The sequence below is a fragment of the Methylocella tundrae genome, from assembly GCF_038024855.1.
Taxonomy (GTDB): domain Bacteria; phylum Pseudomonadota; class Alphaproteobacteria; order Rhizobiales; family Beijerinckiaceae; genus Methylocapsa; species Methylocapsa tundrae.
This window is the reverse complement of record NZ_CP139089.1, coordinates 3,890,338-3,909,517: the sequence shown is the minus strand read 5'-3', so window position 1 is coordinate 3,909,517 and position 19,180 is coordinate 3,890,338. Positions and strand designations below refer to the sequence as shown.

Sequence of the window (19,180 nt, the reverse complement as noted above, 5' to 3'; positions counted from 1 at the left end):
CGGCCTGCTTCTGAAATCGAGACAGCGCTATCGGGCCGCGTGAATCGCAGCGCCAAATAACAGTCGAGTGAAAATTAGGAAAAAGCAGAGGCTAAGGGCGGGGGCGCCGGCGATGCCGGTGCAAAGCCCAATGCGCGTCCTGGATGAGCGCAGGCTGATAGAACTGTGATCCAAACTTGCGCTGAAGCCGATGTTGGATAACTCGATTCACGACCACGGATTTCCCCCTACCCCGCATCATCAACCGCGGATACCATTCTCGAAAACTCAAATATAGCTGTGTATCTGTGGCGCAAGAAACTCCATTTTTCGGCGTATCAGCTCAATTAGGAAAAGTTTCGAGCAAGCACTGCTGCGCGATAACCTTCACATAATATGTCAAAATAGATCTTCCTACGAGCTAATCTAGCGCCTTTACATGCGCTAACGCAAAACGAAACCGGAGGTTGCGGCTAGATCGTGCCCTCAGCTCTTCCGCTGCTCCGTCCCGACCGCGATAAGACTTTAGCATAGGCGAAGGCCTCCGCAAGGCGTCGGCCGCCAAAATTTCGAGTCAGACGCCGGTGCCGGCGTCCCGCCTTTACCCTTCGCACCTGTCGCCTCAACTAAACGCCTGATTCTGCGCGCTCCCAAAATGCCGGGCTGGAGAGTTCCGCCTATAAAGAAAGAGTCAAAAAAGTGTCTTGAAAGATGGGGAAAATTCCGGCCCAGCGGTCGATTTCGGCGGAAACTACGCCCTTTGGCCACAAGTTGTTGGAATGCATGGAAAATAGATGTGCGGGGAGAACCCTTCATTAAAATTGAGCGGCTGGAAATGCCTCGGCCGCCTAGACAAACAGGCGCAAAGAAAAAGCCCGGCTTGCGCCAGGCTCAGCAATGAAAAAGCAATAATGCCTAACCGAGATATTATTTCGCGATTGAGCTCACGCGGGCGCTCAGTCGAGAAACCTTTCTCGATGCGGTATTTTTGTGAATGATACCTTTTTGCGCTGCACGCATAACCAAGGGCTCTGCGACGCGCAAAGCTTTGCTTGCCGCTTCTGCATCGCCTGAAGCGATTGCTTCCTCGACTTTACGAACGTAAGTCCGCATTTGGCTGCGCCGCGACTTGTTGACCGCTGTGCGACGCTCGATTTTACGGACGGCCTTCTTGGCCGAGGGTGTATTCGCCATTTATTGTGTCCTGGACGAGGCCATCATTTGCCACGGCGCCATAACGGGCGGGCAGCGCATAGCCGGGAGCCGTGCTTATAATCACGATAGGTCCGGCCCGTCAACGCCAAACGGTCAAAACCGGAACTGTTCCGCTCCAGCGTCGGCGGCGGCGTTGGCGCCATCCGGCCGCTCGCTGATCGCCGGACAGGCTTATGCGCTGCGGCGAGCAAGCGGGCAATGGTCACGCGCTAAAGAAGAAGTTTCGCCGCGCGGTCGAGAATGGCGTTGATTCCTTTCGCGGCGACGACGTCCGCCTCCGCGCAGCGATTCTCATCCGTGACTTCCTCGAAGGCGGCGGAGAGCAGATAAAGGATAAGGAGCCGCCGCCGCGTCGGCTGATCCTCGATCCAGATCGGTCCTCCATGCGTCGCGCTCATATAGGCTTCGACAAAAATCTCTGAAAATTCGACGAGCTGTTCGCTCAGCCGGGTCGCGGCCATCGCCGGGTCTGGCACCAACTTCGCGATGCCGCGCTCGGCGGCGGCGGCGACATAGGCAAAAGAGCGCAACATGCAGGCGACGTCGCGCAGAGGCGAGGCTTTGGCCTGTGGATCGCCGCCATCAGCGACTCCTTCGAAGCCAACGATGATGACGTCGTCTTTGACGACGAGCGCCCGGCCGAGATGATAGTCGCCGTGGATGCGGATCTTGATCGCCCCGCGAGGCTCCTCTTCCTCCAGCGTATTGAAGAGGGCGGAACATTCATCGCGCCGGCCAATAAGCCTCTCAATGTCGGCGCCGCCCTCCTGGCCCGCGGCTTCGCTGAGGCGGGCGAGCGCCTGAAAGCGCTCGAAGCCGCCCCTTGCGCCCTCTCTCAGCCTCGCGACGCCACGGCGCAGGTCGGCATGCGTTAAAACCTCGGCCTTGAAGGCAGGGTCATCCGTCGGCGTCGCCAGCGCCAGATGCATCTGGGCCGTGCGCAGGCCAAGACGCTGCATATGCGGCACATAGGTGGAAAAGCTGGCCGGCTCCCCCTGATCGTTTTGCTCCGTTTGCGGCGGCGCCATCGCCAAAGCCTCGAGAATGCGCTTCAGCGCCTCGAGCGTCCAGGTCCAGGCGTCCCCCTGGCAGCGCACAAAGGGCTGCAAGGTGGCGAGCGTCATGCGCGCGCCGACGGGATCGACGTAATCGACGACGCCAAGCAGGGGCGGCGTGTTGGGAAAGCCCGCGACTTCGGTGAGGAAACGCTTGATCTCGACTTCGGGATTCTCGCCCGTCTGCAACCGGCGATAGATCTTCAGCGACAGAAGATTGTCGAGCACCAGCGTCGAATTATGCTGTTCGACGCCGAGCTGATGCATCTCGGCGGCTGCGATCGCGAGATCAGGGTTGTGCGGATCGGCGACGGCGAAGACGACCTTTCCGCCTTTCGTGGTCGCCACTGCTTGATCCTCCCGGAAGGCGGCCAGCATGGCTGCGCCAAATGCTGGGCAGGCGTCGGCGTCATAGAGCACGCCCATCTGCGCGCCGCGACGCAGTTTGGCGACGGCGACCGACGCGGCCGTCAGCTGTTCGCTCTCGCGCTCCGCCGCGAAAGGCGTGAAGTAGGTTGCAATCGCGCCGTCTCCCTCGACAACATCGAGAAGCGGCAGGACGAAACGGCGCTCCTCTCCGCCATTGCGAAGAACCGCGAAATCCCTGACCGACACCTTCGGGATCAGCACGTTTCGCCCGCAAAACCAGCGCCGCGAGGTCAAGAATTTGGGCGCGACGTTCCGCTCGAAAGCGACGAGTTCCCGTCCCAAGAGGATGCTGTCGATTTTGCCGACGGCGACCAGCGTAAAAAGTTCAGGAACCGGCTGCGGGGCCGGCGCCTCCTCCAGCACAGCCTCCAATCTGAACCAGAAGAATCCATAGGACGGCAAAGTCAGAACATAGGGCGCAGAGCCAATCTGCGGGAATTGACTGCCGGCGGTCAATTCGACGGGCGCCGCGCCTTTGAACTCGGCAAGGTCGAGCTCGACCGCCTGAGGCGCGCGAGAGACGTTGACGACGCAGAGAATCCGCTCGGCTTCCGTCTCACGCAGATAAGCAAGGACCTTGCGGTTGGCTGGATAGAGGAAGCGCAAACCGCCGCGCCCAAAGGCGAGGTTCGAGCGCCGCACCGCGATGAGGCGGCGCATCCAGGTCAGGAGGCTCGATTGCGTCGCAAGCTGGGCCTCGACATTGACCGCGCTATAGCCGTAGATCGGGTCTTGAATGGCCGGCAGAAAAAGCTTGGCCGGATCGGCCCGGCTGAAGCCGCCGTTGCGGTCGACGGACCATTGCATCGGCGTGCGCACGCCATCGCGATCGCCGAGATAGATATTGTCGCCCATGCCGATCTCATCGCCGTAATAAAGGACCGGCGTGCCTGGCATGGACAGTAGCAGCGAATTCAAAAGTTCAATCTTGCGCCGGTCGTTTTCGAGCAATGGCGCAAGACGGCGGCGGATGCCGAGATTGATCCGCGCGCGCCGGTCGGCGGCGTAGAAGGACCAAAGGTAATCGCGCTCCTTGTCGGTCACCATGGCGAGCGTCATCTCGTCATGGTTGCGCAGGAAGATCGCCCATTGCGAACCGTCTGGAAGCTCCGGCGTCTGGCGCATGATGTCGGTGATCGGATGGCGGTCCTCCTGCGCCAACGCCATGTAGATGCGCGGCATCAGCGGGAAATGAAACGCCATATGGCATTCATCGCCGTTGCCGAAATAGCCGGCCGCTTCCTCAGGCCAGACATTGGCCTCGGCGAGCAGCATGCGATCTGGATAATCAGCGTCGACGGCGGCCCGGATCTTCTTGATGATCGAATGCGTCTCGGGAAGATTTTCGCAGCTCGTGCCTTCCCTTTCCACGAGATAGGGAATGGCGTCGAGCCGCAAGCCGTCGACGCCCATATCGAGCCAGAAGCGCATGACGTCGAGAATGGCTTCGAGCACGCGCGGATTATCGTAATTGAGGTCCGGCTGATGCGAATAAAAGCGATGCCAGTAATAGGCTCCCGCGATCTCGTCATAGGTCCAGTTCGATTTTTCTATGTCGAGGAAAATGATCGGAGCGTCCTTGTAGCCCTGATCATTATCAGCCCAGACGTAGAAATTGCGCGCTGAGGAGCCACGCTTCGCCAAGCGGGCGCGCTGGAACCAGGGATGCTGATCGGAGGTGTGATTGACGACGAGTTCGATGATGACGCGCAATCCCCGATCATGCGCCTCGCGAACGAAGATCTTGAAATCCCGCAATGAGCCATACGCCGGATTGATGTCGCGATAGTTCGAGATGTCGTAGCCATCGTCGCGCAGCGGCGAAGGGTAGAACGGCATCAACCAGATCGCATTGGCGCCGATGTCTTTGACGTAATCGAGCTTTTGCGTGAGCCCCTTGAAATCGCCAATGCCGTCATTGTTGCAATCAAAGAACGATTTGACGTGCAGCTGGTAGATAATGGCGTCGCGATACCAATGCACATCGCTGCGATCGATCATGATGATGCTCTCTTGGGGGAGATGACGGCAAGCGGACGCGGCTCGGACTTCCGTAGCTTTTTAGCCGCTTCAACGGACCGGCTCAAGCGCGGAGCGGTTTCGAGCTGACGTTAAAGCATGGGCTCAATCAACGTCTGAAATCAAATCGGAATGATAATTTGCGTAAACGGCCTTGCAGCGGACAGGGTCAAGCTGAGCCTTGTCGATCTGGCTGACCTTCAGCGGCGCCGGACCATCCAGGCGCCGTCATAGGCGCGCGGGCGTCCCCGCGCCATGCTGGAAAACGTCAATAGCCGAGGCTTGTCCAGATTGGGGACGCCGCAAGCCAGGGCTCAGATTTAGCAATCGCGCCCGAGCGGATGATCGAGCCCGCCGGATGCAGCGAGCCCTCGAGATCCGCCTCGCTCTCGCCACTGATCGCCTGCAGGCAGTTGGCTGTCCAGTGATCGATGCTGTTGTCGCGCAACGTCGCCATCATGTCGCGCCAACGGTCCTGACGCTCTTCGAGTGGCATCTCGATCGCCCGGGCGATGGCGGCCGCGGTCGCTCCAATGTCGTAAGGATTGACGATCAGAGCGCTTTTGAGTTCACGCGCCGCGCCCGCGAATTGCGACAGCACGAGAACGCCGGGATCGTCTGGCGATTGCGCGGCGACATATTCTTTCGCGACGAGGTTCATGCCATCGCGCAGCGGCGTCACAAGGCCAATCCGGGCCATTCGATAAAGTCCCGCCAAAGCCGATTGGCTCATGGCCTTGTTGATGTAGCGCAGCGGCGTCCAGTCTATATCGCCCAATTTGCCGTTAAGATGGCCGACCTCCTCCGCGACCTCGTTCTGAATATTGGCGTATTCAGGAACTTCGGAGCGTGACTTCGGCGTGATCTGAAGCATGGTGACGCGGGCTTTCGCGGCCTCCGGATATCGCTCCAGGAAAGCGCCGAAAGCCTCGATCCGGTGCTTGATTCCCTTCGAATAATCAAGCCGGTCGACGCCGATGATCATGGCTCGGCCCTCAAGGCTCGCGCGCATCCTCCTGACCAGCGTATTGCGTTCGGCAAGACGCGCCTCCAGCGCAAAAGCCTCCGCGTCTATGCTGATCGGAAAGGCGTCGACCTGGAATTTGCGGCCATAAGCTTCGCACCAGTTGCCGTCGACGGCGCGTCCGGCGCCAGATTCAATCAGGCAATCGCGAAAATTATCCGCGTCCGGCTCTGTCTGGAATCCCACGACGTCATAGGAACTGAACGAGCGCAGGATGCGATCATAATGCGGCATAGCCGAAGCCGTGTCCGGCGAAGGCCAGGGAATATGATGGAAATAGCCGATGCGGTTCTGAACCCCGAGCTGGCGCAGAAAGGCCGCCATCGGAATGAAATGATAATCGTGAATCCAGATGACGTCGCCGGGGCGCAGCATTTTTGCCAGACGGCGCGCGAAAAATTCATTGACGCGGAAATAGCCCGCGGCGTCGCGCTCCGACAGACGCGCAAGGTCCAGCCGATAGTGACAGATGGGCCATAGCGCCTGATTGGCGAAGCCGTGATAGTATTCCTCTATATCGCGGCGCGTCAGGTCGCAAACGGCGAAGCTGATCGAACCCAGCGTGCGCAACTGAGGCTCCCGGTCGGCCTCCTGGGAGGCTTTGCCCGACCAGCCGAACCAGATGCCGCCCTTGCTTCTCAGGGCGGATTGGAGAGCGACGGCGAGCCCTCCGGCCGCGGGCGCGCCGGAAGCGGTAGGAACAGGGACACGATTGGAGACAACAATCAGTCGACCATTTGACCGGTCAGGCTTTAGGGACACCGGCTTATAAAGGAGGTCGAGGTTAACCATGAGCGCGAACATCTCCTCAACTGGACGGATCTTCGCAGAGGCAACGCCTCATTCAAGAAATCGTTGCATGACGAGCGCTGTGTCTTCATTCGACTATGATTAATAGTGCTGACCAACAGTGGCGAAGTTACGGCCAAGCTTGGCCTCTCGCTGGGCGCGCGCGATATTTTTTAGGAAATGTTAACGATAAACGCCGGGCTAGAGCGCTTTCCGATCGAATGGAATCATTCGATCGATCAGAAATCGCTCCAGATTCAAAAACTTGAGCATATCCTTGTCGATCAGATCGAACCAATCTGATCGGAATATGCTCGAGGGCAGAAAGCGTAAGCGCAATCCTATTCCCCTCTTTAAGCCTCTGTTTAACGTATGATGTGGGTTCGAAAAGTCTCCGACTTTTCGGCGTCATGCGTTAAGCCGCCCCGGCCTCGACCTTGATATCGAAGGCGGCGGCGAAAAGAGCGCGCGTATAATCGCTTTTGGGATGGTTCAGCAGTTCGGCCGCGGGCCCCTTCTCGACGACCTTTCCGTGCCGCATGACGATGATCTCGCTCGCCAGCGCGCGAACGACGCGCAAATCATGGCTGATGAAAAGAAATGCGAGCCCTCGGCGCTTCTGCAGATCGCGCAGGAGATCGACGATCTGCGCCTGGACCGACATGTCGAGCGCGGAGGTCGGCTCGTCGAGCACGATGAATTTGGGCTCGAGGACCATCGCCCGGGCAATGGCGACCCGCTGGCGCTGGCCGCCCGAAAATTCATGCGGGTAGCGATCCATCGCCGCCGGATCGAGGCCCGTATCATAGAGCGCGCGCGCCACGATCTCGCGCTTTTGCGAAGCCGAGAGCGCCTTCTGCTGAACGCCAAGCCCTTCGGCCACAATGTCGGCGACCGAAAGCCTTGGCGAGAGCGAGCCGTAGGGGTCCTGAAAGACGATCTGCATATCGCGCCGCAGCGGGCGCAGCTCTTTGAACCGGAGTTCGTCCGTGCGCTGGCCGAGGAAGACGATTTCGCCTTCGGAGCGAATAAGCCGCAAAAGCGCGAGGCCGAGCGTTGTTTTCCCGGACCCTGATTCGCCGACGACGCCGACCGTCTCGCCCTCGCGGACGGTCACGCTGACGTCGTCAACGGCCTTGACGAAGCCGACGGTGCGGCGAAAGAAGCCGCGTTTGATCGGAAACCAGACGCGGATATTCTCGCAGCTGATAATGGGCTTCGCCTCCGCGTTCATCGCGGGCGGCATGCCCTTCGGTTCGGCGGCGAGGAGCGCCTTTGTGTAAGGATGGCTGGGCGCTGCGAAAATGCTGGCGACGGGACCTGCCTCGACGATCCGGCCCTTCTGCATGACTGCGACGTCGTCGGCGATTTTGCGCACAATGTTGAGGTCATGGGTGATGAACAGCATCGCCATGCCGTGCCGCTCTTGCAGGCGCTTCAGGAGATCCAGGATCTGGGCCTGAACTGTGACGTCGAGCGCCGTCGTCGGCTCGTCGGCGATGAAGAGATCCGGCCGGTTGGCGAGAGCCATCGCGATCATGACGCGCTGGCGCTGGCCGCCCGACAATTGATGCGGATAGGCGCCGAGCCGCTCCGCCGGGTCTGGAATCCCGACCTCCTCGAGAAGCTCGATGATGCGCGCCCGAATTTTTTCCGCGCCGCGCGCGCCATGCAGCTCGAGGATTTCGCTGATCTGCTTTTCGATCGTATGGAGCGGATTGAGCGAGGTCATCGGCTCCTGGAACACCATGGTGATCTTGGCGCCCCGGATCGCGCGAAGACGCTCCTCGCTGACCGTCAGCAGATCCTCGCCCTCAAAGACAGCCTTTCCAAGCGGGGCAATTCCAGGCGGCAGCAGACGCACGAGCGAGAGCGCTGTGACCGATTTGCCAGAGCCGGATTCGCCGACCAGCGCCAGCGTGCGGCCGCGATCAACCGTGAAGGATACGCCAGCAACGGCGGGCGCTTCCGCGGCGGAGGGGTTGAACGAAACAGAGAGATCGCGGACGTCGAGCAGGGGTCGGCCGGCCAGGTTCATTTCGGGCAAGTTATTTACCAGTTGGTCTGTATCAGCTTGATCGTCGGGGCGGAGAGAAAAAGCGGCGGCATTTCTACAATCGGGTTGCCGACAGCAATCCGGTCATCGGCCGGGTGAACCTTATCGCGCAAGGATGGGACGTCAAAGAATAGATCCGCATCCTTGAGCGCCGTGTGTTCGGAATTATCCAGCCCACAGGCGTGAATCATTTCATGCGCTGCAATTACAAGCTTCACGGGATCGCCTACCACGCGGCTGCTAGCCGCGCCGACTCTCGGCGTTGCAGGCACGAAGATGAAAGCCTTTGCGATAGATTTCGCGGAGCCGAAAACTTGCGAAATGACCTTGGTGTGCCCCTCCATAGCGTTTCCACTCAGCTTGTCCGAAAAAGCCTGATTGAAACATGTGAAGTTCGCGGTTCCGTTGATGGTGTCGAATTGGACGTCCGCGCCGCCGACGCCGCTTGGGTCCGGCGCGCTCGAAGCGATGGCGAATGTGACCCCAAGCGAGTGCTTGGCGGAAAGCGCATTGAACTCGGCAAGCGCTTTGGTGAAGACGGACTTCCACGGGCCGCCAGTGACTTTTGACGTCGGGAATATCGAAAGTTGTTTCGCCGCCTTGATCGGCGCGGACCACGGTGTTGGCATAGCGCTCCAGCCCCCGCTGACCTCGATTGCTCAAACCTCGAAGTCTGATTTCTGATCAAATGAACAAATATGGGTTTCCGACGTAATCGTTCTCGATCGCTCGGCTTCCAGCATTTCTTCGTCGAGCGCGGCGATGGTCATCTTCCCGACTATGTCATCGGCTTGCGTCTGATAGGCGCGATTGACGATATCGCGGTTCTGTTTGAACTGAAGCACCGCCGCCGCCGTCGATGTCCCGTATCGCTTCGCCGCAAGTTCCCCCGCGTCTATGCGCAGCCCGTCAAGCTGCATGAGCGCGACCTGTATTCTGTGCACATAATCGCCCGCGCTACCCGGCGTCACATGCCATCGATCTTCGACGAGGCAGCCTTGCAGCCGGGCGTCGTCGCGGAACAGCTGCGAACGCAATGGCATGGCCATTTCCTCCGATCCGCATGCAGTCTGTCACAAATGCGCGCTCATCTGAAGCGTCTTGTGCAGCGCCTAGTGGAGCGTCTTTCTCGGGTCGAAAGCGTCGCGCACCGCCTCGCCGATGAACACAAGAAGCGAGAGCATGGCGGCGATGACGATGAAGCCGGTGAGGCCAAGCCAGGGCGCCTGCAGGTTCGATTTGCCCTGCAGCAGAAGTTCGCCGAGCGAGGGCGAGCCGGGCGGCAGCCCGAAGCCTAAAAAGTCCAGCGCCGTCAGGGTTGTGATCGAACCATTGAGAACGAAAGGCAGAAAGGTCAGCGTCGCGACCGTGGCGTTGGGAAGCACATGTTTCCAGATGATGGCGGCGTTGCCGAGCCCTAGCGCGCGGGCCGCGTTGACATATTCGAAATTGCGCGTGCGAAGGCATTCGGCGCGCACGACATGAACGAGATTGACCCAGGAAAACAGCAGCAAAATGCCGAGCAGAACAAAGAAGCTCGGCGTGATGATCGAGGAGATGATGATCAAAAGGTAAAGATGCGGCAGCGACGACCAGATTTCGATGAAGCGCTGGAACACGAGATCGGTCCAGCCGCCGAAATAGCCTTGCACCGCGCCGGCGGCGATGCCGATCACCGATGAAACGCCGGCCAGAGTCAGGCCGAACAGAAGGGAGAGCCGGAACCCATAGATGAGTCTCGCGAGGACGTCGCGCCCCTGGTCATCGGTGCCGAGCCAGTTCCATTCTATCGCGCGGCAACCGCCACCCGGGTCCGATTTATTGAAACGTTTGGCCGCGGCGGTGCATTGCGCCTTGCTGAGCATCCATGTCGGCGGCGAAGGCGCGGGCGTCGGCAATTGCCGGTTGATGGTGCGATAGGAAAAATGGACCGGCGGCCAGACCATGAAGCCGTTCGCGTCGATTTCCTTGGCGATCACCTCGTCCCGATAATCGGTGCGAGCGAGAAAGCCGCCGAATTTCTCCTCCGGATAGTCGCGGAAGATCGGAAACAGCATTTCACCTTTGTAGACGACGAGAATCGGCCGGTCGTTGGCGATGAACTCGGCGAAGAGCGAGAGAACGAACAAGACAGTAAAGACCCAGAACGACCAGTATCCGCGCTTATGCGCTTTGAAATTGGAGAGCCTGCGCTGATTGATCGGGCTGAGGCCAAGCCCGCGCCTTGGTGGCGCCGCCGGCTTCAATGCCGTCTCCAGAGCGGGGGCGTTCACGGGCTAGACCTCCCGCGTGGAAAAATCGATGCGCGGATCGATCCACATATAGGTCAAATCCGCCAGCAAATTGACCACGAGCCCCAGCAGCGCCATGATGTAAAGATTAGCAAAAACAACCGGATAATCACGATTGACGATAGATTCGAACGATAGCAGGCCAAGCCCGTCGAGGGAGAAGATCGTTTCAATCAGGAGCGAGCCGCCAAGAAAGGCGGCGATGAAGGCGCCCGGAAAGCCAGCGACCACGATCATCATGGCGTTGCGAAAGACGTGGCCGTAGAGCACGCGGCGCTCGCTCAATCCCTTCATGCGGGCGGTCAGCACATATTGCTTGCGGATCTCGTCGAGAAAGGAATTCTTCGTCAGAAATGTCGAGGTCGCGAAGGCCCCCAAAGTCATCGACGTCACCGGCAGCGTGATATGCCACAAATAATCGGCCACCTTGCCGGGCAGCGAAAGCTGATCGAAATTCTCGGACGTGAGGCCCCGCAGCGGAAAAATCTGCCAGAAGGAGCCGCCGCAAAACAGCACGATAAGCAGGATCGCGAACAGAAAACTCGGGATGGCGTAGCCGGTGATGATGACCGCCGAGGTCCAGATATCGAAGCGCGAGCCATCGCTGACCGCCTTCTTGATGCCAAGCGGAATCGAGATCGCGTAAGAAAGCAGCGTCATCCACAGCCCGAGCGAGATTGAAACCGGGAGCTTCTCCTTGATCAGCTGCAACACCGGCACGTCGCGAAAATAAGAGCGCCCGAACTGGAAGGTCGCATAATTTTTGATCATCAGGAAAAAGCGCTCATAGGCCGGCTTGTCGAAGCCGAACTGCTTTTCGAGTTCGGCGATGAATTTCGGATCAAGGCCCTGCGCGCCGCGATATTTCGAGCCGAAATCGCCCGTATTGCCCGCTCCGATCTCGCCGCCGCCGCCGAAATGGGCCGTCGCGCCAGTGTCTGTGCCCTGCAATTGAGCGAGGATGCGCTCGACGGGTCCGCCCGGCGCAAATTGCACGATGACGAATGAAATGAGGAGGATTCCAAAAATCGTCGGAATCATCAGGAGAAGGCGGCGGGCGATATAAGCGAACATCAGGCCTCGTCAGCGGCTGACGAAATTGATGCGTTTGGCTTTCTCGTCATCGTACCACCATGTGTTGACGACGCCGATATCATACTTTCCACTGCGCTCCGGGCGGCTGAAGACGTCCCAATAGGCGACGAGGTGATTAGGCTTGTTCCACATCGGAACCCAAGGGTAGCTGGCCCGCAGGATACGGTCGATGGCGCGGCAGATGAAAGTCAGCTGCTCGCGCGTTCCGGCGACAAGCGCCTGCTCGACCAGGGCGTCCACCGCCTTGTTCTTGATGCCTGAGACATTGCGTGAGCCGGGCAAATCGGCGGCTTCAGATCCAAAGGTCGCGCGCATGCCTTCTCCCGGCGTCAGGCCGAGCCCAAAGCGCGAGGTCACGACGTCATAATCGAAGTCGTCGGTGCGGCGCTTATATTGCGCGGCGTCAACGACGCGATAGCGCGCCTCGATTCCGAGCAGCTTCAAATTCTTGATGAAAGGCGCCGTATGCGGCTCGAGAGCGCCGTCAAAATCGAGAAATTCGATTTCAAACGGTTTTCCGTCCGGCAGCATCAGCGCCGCGCCCTGCCGCTTGCATCCGGCGTCCATCAGCAGAGTATTGGCGCGGCGCAGCAACTCGCGATCCTGCCCTGAGCCGTCCGACACGGGCGGCGCATAGACCTCGCCAAAGGCTTCAGCGGGGATCTCGCCGCGGTAGGGCTCAAGCAGGGCGAGTTCCTCCGGCGAAGGCTTTCCCTGCGCCGCCATCGGCGAATTCTGGAAGAAAGAGGTGGTGCGCGAATAGACGCCATACATGATATTGGCGTTGGTCCATTCGAAATCGAAAGCAAGACCGACCGCCTGCCTTATGCGCGGATCCTTGAATTTGTCGCGCCGCATGTTGAGGAACCAGCCCTGCGTTCCCATCGGCGACTCGTCCGGCAGCGTGGCGCGCTGAACGCGTCCTTCCTTGACGGCTGAAAAATCATAGCCGGTCGCCCAGACGGCGGAGGTGAACTCCTCGCGGAAGGTGAAAATCCCGGCCTTGAACGCCTCGAACGCGACTTTACGGTCGGCGAAATACTCAAACCGGATGTGGTCGAAATTCGCCTGGCCGAGATTGACCGGCAGATCCCTGCCCCAATAATCGGGGACGCGATCGAAGCTGATAAAATGGCCCTGATCGAACCGCCCGACCTTGTAAGCTCCGGAGCCGAGCGGCGGTTCGAGCGTCGTCGCGTCGAATTCGCGCGTCTTGTAATACGCCGCGCTGAAGATCGGCTGTCCCGCCACGATCAAACCCGCTTCGCGGCTATGATGGGGCTTTAGCTTGACGAGAACGATGTCGTCGGCTTCGGCCTCGGCGGCGTCGATGTCGCGCAGTGCCTGGCGGATCGAAGGGTGGCCTTTGGTCCGCAGCACGTTCAGGGAAAAAGCGACATCCTCGGCGCTCAGCGGCGAACCGTCATGGAATCGCGCTTCCTTGCGCAACAGGAAGCGATAGGCGCTCTTGTCGGCCGAGACTTTCACGGCGCGGGCGGCGAGACCATAGAGGGAATCCGGCTCGTCGGCGTTCCCGGTCATCAGAGTATCGAAAATCAGCCCCATGCCGGCCGCGCCGTCGCCTTTCAGGATGTAGGCGTTCAACGTGTTGAAGGTGGTGAAGTTCTGGTTGCCCGAGGTCGAGCTGACCTGCAGCACCATCTGACCGGCTTTCGGCGCGTTGGGATTGACATACGCGAAATGTGGAAAGTCCGCGGGAAGCGCCAGATCGCCGAAGACGGAGAGGCCGTGAACTTCGCCGGCTTCCGTCGCCGCTCCGGCGCGGCCGGACATGAATGGAGGTAGGAGGAGACCACCGGCGGAGAGTTGCAGAAACGAGCGACGAGAGAAGCAAAAAGGATTGGGCAATAAAACCATCCCGATATGCGGCCGCCGGCTGCGCTGAACCTGCGAAGCTTTCCGCGCTGAGGCGGGCGCCGTGGCGCGTTCAGCTCCAAGGTTCAGAGCCGCGCGAGGCTCGGCCATGAACTCAACGAGCACCCTATCTAGGTTTTATGATGACGCTCGCCAAGGCAAATAAACCAAAACGCCGGGCGCAAACCCGGCGTTGGATCAATCAGGGGCTGTTCGCCCCGCCTTCGCCCCCGGAGAGAGCCAGAGCTTTGCCGCGGCGTCCTATTTCGCCGCCGCCGCCGGAAGCGGAACCGGGCTATCGGACAAAGTATGCAGATAATCAATGATGTCGGCGCGTTTTTGCGGATCGGGCTCGCCTGCGAACGCCATTTTCGTGCCGTTCACGAAGCCCTTGGGATTGGCGATGAACTGATCGAGATCGTCATAGGTCCAGTCGCCGCCCTTGGCCTTCATCGCGTCGGAATAGGCAAAGCCGGGGATCGAGCCTTTGGGGCGGCCGACGACGCCATAAAGCGGCGGACCGACCTTGGGGCCAGCACCCTTTTCAAAATTGTGGCAGGCCTGACAGGCCTTGGTGCTGGCCTCTCCCTTGGAGACGTCGGCCTTGGCGAGGCGCGCGGGCAGCGGTGCAACCGCGGGCGTGGCCGCCGCGCCTTCGGTAGCCTCGGCGGGCGCGGGCAGATCATAGCCGGGCTTGACGAGCGGCGGATGGGAGAAAATCATCTGGCCGATGACCCCGAGCCCCATGGCCAGGAGAAGCGAGCCAAGGATAGCTCCGGCGATCTTGTTGGTTTCGAAAGAAAACAATTGCGCCCTCCACCCTTCATCCATTTTAGGCCAGGCTCGAACCTGAAAGGGCGAGCCGGGCCGTCACGCTGATCATGATTCCATCAGCTTGGACGCTGCATAGTCTATCTGCGTTACGGCTTCCATAACAATATCGTCAAGGCTCCGCCACGCACTTCTTTTTGTCCCGCCGCCATCTGGAGCGCAAGGGCAAACACGCGTTTTGGCGCGCCCTGGCGCCCATTTTCCGGCCTCCGCTCCAACAAGAGCTTCCCGCGAGCGGCCGGAACATGCCATAGGCTGCGGCAGCTTCGGTTTTTCAGGTAGCGACAAGGTTTTCGAGATTATGACTGTTCGAAAAATCGCCTATCAGGGCGAGCCCGGCGCGAATTCCCATATCGCCTGCCAAAACGTCTATCCGGATTGGGAGCCGCTTGCCTGCGACACCTTCGAGGACGCGCTCAGCGCCATCGCTGAAGGCGAGGCGGGTCTTGGCATGATTCCGATCGAAAATTCGATCGCCGGCCGCGTCGCCGATATCCATCACCTGCTGCCAAGCGCCAACCTTCATGTCGTCGGCGAATATTTTCTCCCCATCCATTTTCAGCTGCTCGGCCTTAAGGGCGCGAAGCTTGGCGACGTCAAATCCGTTCACAGCCATGTTCATGCGCTCGGCCAGTGCCGCAAAATCATCCGCAAGCTGCGCCTTTCGCCGCATGTTTCAGCCGATACGGCGGGCTCCGCCCGGGAAGTCGCCGAATGGGGCGATCCGGCGCGCGCCTCGATCGCGACATCGCTCGCCGCCGACATCTATGGGCTTGAGGTTCTCGCCGGGGACATTGAAGACGAGCCGAATAATACGACGCGTTTCGTCATTCTGTCCAAGACGCCGCGCTGGGCGGAGCCCTCAGACGAGCCGACCGTTACGAGTTTCGTCTTTCGGGTGCGCAACGTGCCGGCCGCGCTTTATAAGGCGCTCGGCGGCTTCGCGACCAATGGCGTCAACATGACGAAGCTCGAGAGCTATATGGTCGAGGGACAATTCACGGCGACGCAGTTTCTGGCCGACGTCGACGGCCATCCGGACGAGCCGGCATTGGCGCGCGCGCTGGAAGAACTCGCCTTTTTCTGCAAGGAACTGAAAATTCTCGGCGTCTATCGCGCCCATCCCTACCGGATCCTGAGCCAGACGCTTGATCCCGACCTTTAGCGTATAAACGCGCCGGATCGTCGGCGTTGGGCGTCGCCGTCCCGATGATTGGCGCGTCTTTGTGGCGACGGTCGCTTTGCGCGAGAGGGCGGCTTACTGAAAAAATAGACTCTGCCAAGCCGACGGCCGCCGCAGGCCGCCGGCCCTGTAGCGTTTTGGTTAGGGTTCGGCGCTAAGGTCCAAACGCACGCCGCGCAACGCGGAGGCGTCAAAGGTGCGCCCATGAAATTGCAAACGACCACCAAGAAAGCTGGCCTTCGCCGATCGGTCGGATTTCTCGGGGTGCTTGGCCAGTCCGTGGCCGGCGTTGCGCCGACCACGACCCCGACGATCAACGTCGCCCTCGTCTTCGCCGCGGCGGGCAGCGGGACCTGGTTGGCTTTTCTGGTCGCGACGCTCGCCATCCTGCTGGTGGCGCTGAACCTGGCGCCGCTCGCCCGGACGTTTGCCGGGGCGGGATCGCTGTCGGAGTTCGTCGGCCATGGCCTCGGTCCCGTCGGGCGGCTGATCACGGCATGGATTCTCTTGTTGGTCTACCTCGCACTTTCAGTGGCGACGCTCGCGGGCTGCACCGCTTACGTGTCTACGCTGTTCGAAGCGGCGCGAATTTCCTTGCCGTTGATTTTCTGGGTAGCCCTCGTAGGCGGCGTGGCCGTGTTATTTGCGCTGCGCGACATTCGGCTTTCAACCGTCCTGATGCTGGCGCTCGAGATCATCTCCATCCTGCTCGTCGTCGTCCTCGGCATAACGATCCTCGTTCGCCTTGGCGTCGCCGTCGATCTCGCGCAGCTGCGTCTCACCGGCCTTCGTGGTTCGGGCATGAGCAGCGCGCTGCTGATCGGCGTGCTGAGCTTCGTCGGTTTCGAGGCGGCCGCGACGTTAGGGGACGAGGCCGAGCAGCCGCTGCGCGACATTCCGCGCGTGTTGATCCTGACCCCTGTGCTGGCCGGCGTGTTCTTCGTATTTTCGGCTTACGTGATTGTGCTCGGGTTCAATCATTACGGCATCGCCGTCGCCACCAGCGACGCGCCGCTGGATGATCTCGCCCGCGCTCTCGATCGGCCGGGTCTGGGGGCCGTGGTCTCGATAGGCACGGCCATCAGCCTTTTTGCCTGCGCGACCGCCACGATGGTCGCCTCCTCACGCATCGCCTTCGCCCTCGCGCAGCAAAACGCGATACCCGCCGCGCTAGCGCGGCTTGGCCGTCGATCCGCGCCGACGCGCGCGGTCGGACTGTCCGCTTTCCTGATCATGGCGACGGCATTGGCGCTGGCGACATTCGCCAAGCCGCTCGACATCTACGACTGGCTCGGCACCTTTGGCACCTTCGGTTGCGTGATCGCCTATGGATTGGCCTGCGTATCGACGCCGATCTTCCTGCGCCGCGCGGGCCAATTGCGCGTGGGCCATGTGGTCCTTTCCGCGGCGGCGCTCATTGTGCTTGGCTACGTGCTGCTCGGTTCGGTCTATCCAATCCCGGCCGCGCCGCTGAATGTGCTTCCATTGGTCTTTGTGGGCCTGCTCGCCACGGGAACCCTTTATTCATTGCGGCGGCAGACCGTGATCTCACGCGCATAGGCCTTCGTTCCCAAATGTCCACTTCGTTTCAACTCCATCATCGAGAACTCTTGGCCGCGCTTCCGCGAAGGGCAGGAACCGGTCATCGGCCAGATCCGCTGGATGAGTTTTGACGCCCGGAGCGGCGCCCCTGCGTTGTCTCTTCAAGTTCTTGAGACGAAAGATTCCGGCGCGCCCGTTTGCTTCGAGAGCCACTGAAGCGCGCCGCGTCCCGCGGCTGCGCCCGTGGCGAAACAGGCCTGGAGGAGATAGCCGCCCGTCGGCGCTTCCCAGTCGAGCATTTCTCCGGCGACGAAGGCGCCAGGGCGCCGCACCAGCATGAAATTGCTGTCGACTTCATCGAAGAGAACGCCGCCCGCCGTCGAGATCGCCCGCGCCAGCGGCGCGACCCCCTTGAGGCGAACCGGCGCGGCGTTGATGAACCCGGCAAGTCGCGCGGGGTCCATCGCCGAGAGGGGGAGCAGACCCTGTCTCGCGCTCTCGTGCAAAAGGCCGATCGCGGCGGGCGCAAGCTTGAGCGATTTGCGGGCGAAGGTCGAAAACGACTGTTTCGGGTCTCGCGCCTCTATGCGCCGCTCCAGCTCCGCAACCGAAAGATCGGGCCGCAGCGCGACGCGCAAAACGGCCTCCCCCGAAGCGGCGACGGACTCGCGCAGCGCCGCGGACAAGGCGTAAAGCGCGCCGCCTTCGAGCCCGGCGTGGGTGATGATCGCCTCTCCGCGCACGCTGGTTTCGCCAAAGGACAAAGCGATGCCCTTCAAAGGAGCGCCCTCGAAAAGATCCCTGAAATGATCTGACCAGTTGACCACAAATCCGCAATTGGCGGGCCGCAGCGGCGCCGTTGCGATGGCCGCGCGCTCCAGCGCCGCGACCCAGCCGCCGTCCGAGCCAAGACGCGGCCAACTCGCCCCACCGAGCGCCAGAATGGTCGCGTCGGCGGCGACCTCGAACTGACCCTCGGGACCTTTGAGGATGGCGGCGCCTTCATCGCTCCATCCCCGCCATTCGTGCCGGGAATTCAGGACAACGCCAAGCGAGGCGAGACGCTTCAGCCACGCCCGCAGCAATGGCGAGGCCTTGAATCTGGCCGGAAAGACGCGCCCGCTCGAACCGATGAAGGTCGATTCGCCAAGGCCCTCGCACCAGGCGCGCAGCACCTTCGGCGAAAACTGTTCGAGCGCGTCGCGCAGGCGCGGCAGGGCGTCGCCATAGCGCGTCAGCAAGATCTCGAAATCCTCGCTATGGGTGATGTTGAGGCCGCCGCGGCCGGCCAGCAGAAATTTGCGTCCAGGCGCCGCCATCCGATCGAATATCGTAACGCCGACGCCCGCCGAGGCGATAACCTCGGCCGCCATCAAACCGGACGGCCCGGCGCCGATAATGATCACATTCGGTCGAGCGGCGAGCGACACGGGAAACAGCTTTCCTGAAGCCTCGAGGGCGTTCGAGGCGAAGCGGACATGCCTTGCCTCAGACATGCCTTCGCCTCAGACATGCCTTCGCCTCAAGACAAGACGTGCCTTCGCCTCAAAAAAGGAGACGAGAAAACAGAAAGATAAGGAGGCGACAATGCTCTAGCATGAGCGCCTCCCCGCGCAAAGCCGTTTCGCCGCTGGCGCCGTCCTGAAGGATCGAGCCCCGCGCCTCCTCGCCCGGTTGGCGAAGGATTGCGCCGCTGACCTTCTCGCGCGGGAGACGCGGGAGAGCGGCCGCGACAGACCCCGGCAGATCACGCGCATTTGAGGCGTATTTGGGTCTGGCGCGGCTAAGGCGATGCCT

Annotated in this window: 13 protein-coding genes; 2 read left to right on the top strand and 11 right to left on the bottom strand. The window is 60.7% G+C overall.

From position 1 onward, the window contains the following. Positions 1–906 precede the first annotated feature (906 nt). The 10 genes from rpsT to SIN04_RS20125 all read right to left on the bottom strand — a co-directional run bounded on the left by rpsT (position 907) and on the right by SIN04_RS20125 (position 14,634). Positions 907–1,173 (bottom strand): 30S ribosomal protein S20, encoded by a 267-nt coding sequence (gene rpsT / locus SIN04_RS20170; RefSeq protein ID WP_134492182.1) that lies wholly within the window; start codon positions 1,171–1,173, stop codon positions 907–909. A 230-nt stretch (positions 1,174–1,403) separates the two neighbouring features. Further along, positions 1,404–4,679 (bottom strand): maltose alpha-D-glucosyltransferase, encoded by a 3,276-nt coding sequence (treS, locus tag SIN04_RS20165; RefSeq protein ID WP_134492180.1) that lies wholly within the window; start codon positions 4,677–4,679, stop codon positions 1,404–1,406. 286 nt (positions 4,680–4,965) lie between these two features. Further along, positions 4,966–6,513: an alpha,alpha-trehalose-phosphate synthase (UDP-forming) gene (gene otsA, locus SIN04_RS20160; RefSeq protein ID WP_134492178.1), complete on the bottom strand. Its 1,548-nt coding sequence runs from the start codon at positions 6,511–6,513 to the stop codon at positions 4,966–4,968. Between the two features lie 412 nt (positions 6,514–6,925). Next, positions 6,926–8,548: an ABC transporter ATP-binding protein gene (locus SIN04_RS20155; RefSeq protein WP_134492726.1), complete on the bottom strand. Its 1,623-nt coding sequence runs from the start codon at positions 8,546–8,548 to the stop codon at positions 6,926–6,928. 14 nt (positions 8,549–8,562) lie between these two features. Next, positions 8,563–9,195, bottom strand: coding sequence for a hypothetical protein (locus tag SIN04_RS20150; protein ID WP_134492176.1), 633 nt, complete (start codon positions 9,193–9,195; stop codon positions 8,563–8,565). Between the two features lie 30 nt (positions 9,196–9,225). Continuing rightward, a complete protein-coding gene (locus SIN04_RS20145) occupies positions 9,226–9,609 on the bottom strand; it encodes a hypothetical protein (protein WP_197732009.1) in 384 nt (127 codons plus the stop codon). Positions 9,610–9,678: 69 nt separating this feature from the next. Continuing rightward, complete coding sequence (locus SIN04_RS20140; RefSeq protein ID WP_134492174.1) at positions 9,679–10,839, bottom strand: ABC transporter permease; 1,161 nt, start codon at positions 10,837–10,839, stop codon at positions 9,679–9,681. 3 nt (positions 10,840–10,842) lie between these two features. Next, positions 10,843–11,931, bottom strand: coding sequence for a microcin C ABC transporter permease YejB (locus tag SIN04_RS20135; RefSeq protein ID WP_134492172.1), 1,089 nt, complete (start codon positions 11,929–11,931; stop codon positions 10,843–10,845). 9 nt (positions 11,932–11,940) lie between these two features. Then, positions 11,941–13,830, bottom strand: coding sequence for an extracellular solute-binding protein (locus SIN04_RS20130; protein ID WP_134492170.1), 1,890 nt, complete (start codon positions 13,828–13,830; stop codon positions 11,941–11,943). 258 nt (positions 13,831–14,088) lie between these two features. After that, positions 14,089–14,634 carry a c-type cytochrome gene (locus SIN04_RS20125; protein ID WP_134492168.1) on the bottom strand — a complete coding sequence of 182 codons (546 nt, stop codon included), beginning with the start codon at positions 14,632–14,634 and terminating at the stop codon, positions 14,089–14,091. Between the two features lie 325 nt (positions 14,635–14,959). On the opposite strand from SIN04_RS20125, the gene SIN04_RS20120 reads away from it, so the two are divergent. Together SIN04_RS20120 and SIN04_RS20115 are read left to right on the top strand one after the other, a co-directional pair. Continuing rightward, complete coding sequence (locus SIN04_RS20120) at positions 14,960–15,823, top strand: prephenate dehydratase (RefSeq protein ID WP_134492166.1); 864 nt, start codon at positions 14,960–14,962, stop codon at positions 15,821–15,823. Positions 15,824–16,045: 222 nt separating this feature from the next. Then, positions 16,046–17,401 carry an APC family permease gene (locus SIN04_RS20115; RefSeq protein WP_134492164.1) on the top strand — a complete coding sequence of 452 codons (1,356 nt, stop codon included), beginning with the start codon at positions 16,046–16,048 and terminating at the stop codon, positions 17,399–17,401. A 143-nt stretch (positions 17,402–17,544) separates the two neighbouring features. Here the strand turns inward: SIN04_RS20115 and SIN04_RS20110 are convergent, their stop codons facing one another. Beyond that, the gene (locus tag SIN04_RS20110; RefSeq protein WP_244606014.1) at positions 17,545–18,756 is read right to left on the bottom strand and encodes a TIGR03862 family flavoprotein; all 1,212 of its coding nucleotides are present in this window, start codon (positions 18,754–18,756) and stop codon (positions 17,545–17,547) included. Positions 18,757–19,180: the final 424 nt, after the last annotated feature.